The 3,572-nt window shown below is 68.5% G+C and carries 4 protein-coding genes and 2 pseudogenes; 3 read left to right on the forward strand and 3 right to left on the reverse strand.

What is annotated here, in order from left to right; genetic code table 11:
* Window positions 1–312, reverse strand: a pseudogene (locus tag GTW40_RS33385) (hypothetical protein); the annotation flags it as partial.
* A 99-nt stretch (window positions 313–411) separates the two neighbouring features.
* On the reverse strand, window positions 412–999 hold the full coding sequence (locus GTW40_RS32835) for a hypothetical protein (protein WP_202486528.1): 588 nt from the start codon (window positions 997–999) through the stop codon (window positions 412–414).
* 30 nt (window positions 1,000–1,029) lie between these two features.
* Here GTW40_RS32835 and GTW40_RS28425 point away from each other — a divergent pair, with 30 nt between their 5' ends.
* From GTW40_RS28425 to GTW40_RS32845, 3 genes and pseudogenes are all read left to right on the forward strand, one after another.
* Entirely contained in the window at window positions 1,030–1,194 is a 165-nt protein-coding gene (locus GTW40_RS28425; protein ID WP_161183005.1) for a hypothetical protein, read from the forward strand.
* A gap of 525 nt (window positions 1,195–1,719) precedes the next feature.
* Window positions 1,720–2,073, forward strand: a complete 354-nt coding sequence (locus tag GTW40_RS32840; RefSeq protein ID WP_202486530.1) for a hypothetical protein — start codon at window positions 1,720–1,722, stop codon at window positions 2,071–2,073.
* Window positions 2,043–2,387, forward strand: a pseudogene (locus tag GTW40_RS32845) (EamA family transporter); the annotation flags it as partial. The gene GTW40_RS32840 and the pseudogene GTW40_RS32845, both read left to right, overlap by 31 nt.
* Here the strand turns inward: GTW40_RS32845 and GTW40_RS28435 are convergent.
* Entirely contained in the window at window positions 2,368–3,348 is a 981-nt protein-coding gene (locus GTW40_RS28435) for a Dyp-type peroxidase (RefSeq protein ID WP_202486529.1), read from the reverse strand. The pseudogene GTW40_RS32845 and the gene GTW40_RS28435 overlap by 20 nt on opposite strands.
* Window positions 3,349–3,572: the final 224 nt, after the last annotated feature.

A 3,572-nucleotide genomic window follows, 5' to 3' on the forward strand; every position in this document is an offset into this window, starting at 1 on the left:
CGGGTTTCGGGTTTCGGGTTTCGGGTTTCGGGTCAATTTTTTATTGTAACCCGCCCCATGCGGTGCCCCAATGAGCGGAAACGGTATGTCGTGGAGATTTCCGCCACGATTTGTCGCGACCGCCAGACCGAAAGGCTGGGATATCGCTTCCCGCCAGGGAAGGTGCAGCATCCCCCGCGCGGTAAGAAAATCCTCCGTACCCTCGTCCAGAACAGACGACCCCGTCCGAGTGAAGAGCACCTGCACCCGCTCATCCCCGTCGAAGACGGACAGCAGGTCCAGCAGCCGTGTCGCGGACGTGATGTTGTGCACGACTCCGAGGACGCTGCGTTCGGCCCGTACCGTGCTCCAGCGCTGCCGGTCCTGGTGCAGGGGTACCGGCAGCCGGCCTGGCTCCCTCACACGCACCCCTCATGATCGTTGGCTCGGCTCGGTAACACGATAACCACATGAGGGGTGGGGGAGGTTACGGCTGGGTCGTGCGTCCCGATGGCTTCGGGCGTACTCGAAGCGCAGGACGAGGCCGTGGCGGTCGAGTGCGAGGGGGTGGAGGCGGAGAAGGGCGTCGGTGTTCGCGGCCCTGATGCGCGCCAGGTTCCCGTCCGCGTCGAGCGGTATCGCAGGGATGGTGAACTTCTCGCCGCTGTCCGTGTATTGGGCGCCGCTCCACGTCCTCCAAGTCGTGCCGTTGTCCGAACTGCACTCCAGGACGAAGGTGTTGGGGTCGATGGCCGGATTGCCGGTGGCCCGGAAGGCGACCGAGGCGTCGGTGCCCTGGATGGCGGCCAGATCGCGGGGCTGTTCGGTGAAAGCGGGTGCCGCGTATGGGGCGGTGGTGAGGTACAGGGAGGACGAGACCGACCTGCCTGCCGCATTGGTCGCGGCCAGGTGTACGTTGACGCGGTTCCAGGGGGAGTCGATGCCGGGATGGTCAGGGTCTCGCCGGTCGTCCCGTCGATGGGCGCCCGTGGTCCGATGGCCGAGGCTGAGCGCTTCCACTGGAGTGCGGAGGCGTGTTCCACTCGTGCCGTGACGACGAGGTCCCGGCCCTCGACGTACGGCGCGGTGGCCGTCGTCGCGGGGTTCGCCCGGATGACGGGCACCTCCCGCACCTCGGGAGCCGAGTCGAGCCGCACCGAGAGGTCGTACGGCGGCTTGTCGGGGTCGGCGCTCAGGCCGCTGGTGTGCCAGTAGCTGGACAGGCCCGTCTCGTACTGGAGGTCCACGAACGACCGCGGCCACGAACCCCAGTCGGGTTCGGCCTTCTTGACGGTGTCCGGGATCGCGGAGGGGGTCGAGCGCACGCCGTCGACCAGCGGGAAGTAGTCGACGCCCGAGTAGCGCGGGGGGATCTCCACCCGGCCGTCGGGTCCGAGTCGTACCCGGTCGAAGGTCGCCACCGTCACGCGGCGGGCCGGTACCTCCACCTGCTCGCCGGGGTCCTCGCGGCTGGAGCCCATGCCGCCGGGGTCGACGTGCTCGGCCAGTTCACCGTCCCGGTGGCGGCCTTCGTGACCGGACTCGTGGCCGTATTCCTCGTCTATCTCCGGTGCGGGTGTCGGGCGCGTCGTTCGCGTGGGGCCTGAGCGGTGAGCAGGGGGGGGCGCGTTCTTCGGAGGATGCAACTTCCTTTCCGCAGGGAAGGCGGGGGACACCGGATCGAGCCGTCTGTGGACCCAGGCGGACGGCTTCTACGCGACCCACGACGGCGATGCTTCGGTGGAGAAGCCGGACAGCGCCGACGTGTGGTCCGAGCCCACAGGGACGACCAAGTGCCAGGACCTCAACGGCAAGGCGGTGACCGCCGGTTCGGTGACCTCGCTGACCCGGAACCGGGTGGTGTTCCACAACGGAACGGGCACGGTGAACCGTTCGGCGGGTACGGCGACGATCCACTGGCAGGGGTCGTGCACCTCCGTCTTCTGCGGCGGACTCACCTACTGGTCCGCCACCGATCCGACGCTCACGGTCAAGGCCGACGGGACGGCGACGCTCACCGCGACGGCAACCGGCTACGGCACGGGCATGAACGACCCGACTCGGCGGTCCTCGCCTTCGGCTATGTCGCCCTGATCGCCACCGCCCTGGCCTGCCTCGCCTGGTTCACCGGACTGCGGCACCTGCCCGCGGGCACGGTCGGCCTGGTGGGTCTGCTCAATCCCGTCGCGGGTGTGCTGCTCGGCACGGTGATCGCCGCCGAGGCGCTGACCGTACGGCAGTGGGGCGGGCTGGTGCTGGTCCTGGCCGGAGTCGTACTCGGCCGCCCCTCCCGTACGGCGGACCGGGCACCGAAGTCCCGTCCAGCCGTGCGACTCCGGGCGCCGAAGTCCCGCCTCCCCGCGCGGAGTCTCCGGCGCCCCCGGCGGCTCAGCCGTCCAGATTGCTGAGGAATTTGCGGGCGGGGACGAAGAACGTCACGCCCGTCACGGCCCGCGAATAGTCCAGAATGCGGTCGTGCAGCGGCGGCGGGTCTCCGATGAACATGCGCTCCAGCATTTTCTCGGTGACCCACAGGTGTCGGGAATAGCCGATGAAATACGTGCCGTACTCGCCCCGGCCGGGATTGGCGAAGGGCATGTTGTCGCGCAGGATGTCGTGTTCGCCCTCGGCGTCCTGGATGGTGCACAGGGTCTTGTGCGACTTCTGGCCCTCCGTCGCGTCCGGCAGTTCGATGTTGTCGAACTTGGTGCGCCCGATGACGGCTTCCTGGGTCTCCGTGGTCTGCGACCGCCAGGCGGGCAGGTTGTGCAGATACTTCTGGATGACCACGTAACTGCCGCCCGCGTACGACGGGTCCTCGTCGCCGACGAGGGTGGCCTCCGGCAGGTCCAGGCCGTCGGGGTTCGCCGTGCCGTCGACGAATTCGAGAAGGTCGCGGCCGTTGTAGTAACGGAATCCCGTGACATCGTCCACGGCCGTCACCGAATCGCCGAACGCTTCCAGGAGGATCTTCTCGAATTCGACGATCAGATCGACCGAGTCGCAGCGAATGTGGTAGAGGAGATCGCCTTCGGTGGCGACCGCTGTGTGCTGGGCGCCCCTGATCTCCTGGAAGGTCTTGAGTTCCTTCGGCAGCGGTTTCCTGGTCAGCGGTTCCCAGGCGTGGTGGGAGATGCCGACATTGCAGGTGAAGACCGAGGAATTGACCTGCTGGATACGGATGTCCTTGACGAGGTCGTCCGTGCTCGCGACCACGGAGCGCGCCTTGGCCATCGCCTGCTCGCCGGAGTTGATCGTCAGGACCAGGAACGCGGCCGCCGCGGTGAGCGGTGCGTCGATGTACTGCGGCTCGGTGTCGAGGGCGTGCTTGGCGGCGGCGGATCGCGCGTTCTGCGAGGCGGAGTCCATGGGCCTCTCCCGGTGAGCGTCGTGCGTCGGTCACGGTGCTGTGCGTGTTCACCCCGACGCCGTTCGTGACGGGGCGGTCCGGCCAGACCAGCATCGGCCACGTGACGGCGCTTCGCCACCGCCCGGCCCGTCACCGCCCCTGGACGGCGCGGTGCAGGGCGGCCACGGTCCACACGAGGGGACGGCGCGCGGCGAGGGCGGCCTGCGCCGCGTTGGCGCCGGGC

This window comes from Streptomyces sp. SID4985 (genome assembly GCF_009863025.1).
GTDB lineage: Bacteria > Actinomycetota > Actinomycetes > Streptomycetales > Streptomycetaceae > Streptomyces.

Excerpts from the sequence above, each read along its gene's own strand:
- GTW40_RS28435 (WP_202486529.1), bottom strand. The coding sequence starts at position 3,348 with ATGGACTCCGCCTCGCAGAACGCGCGATCCGCCGCCGCCAAGCACGCC.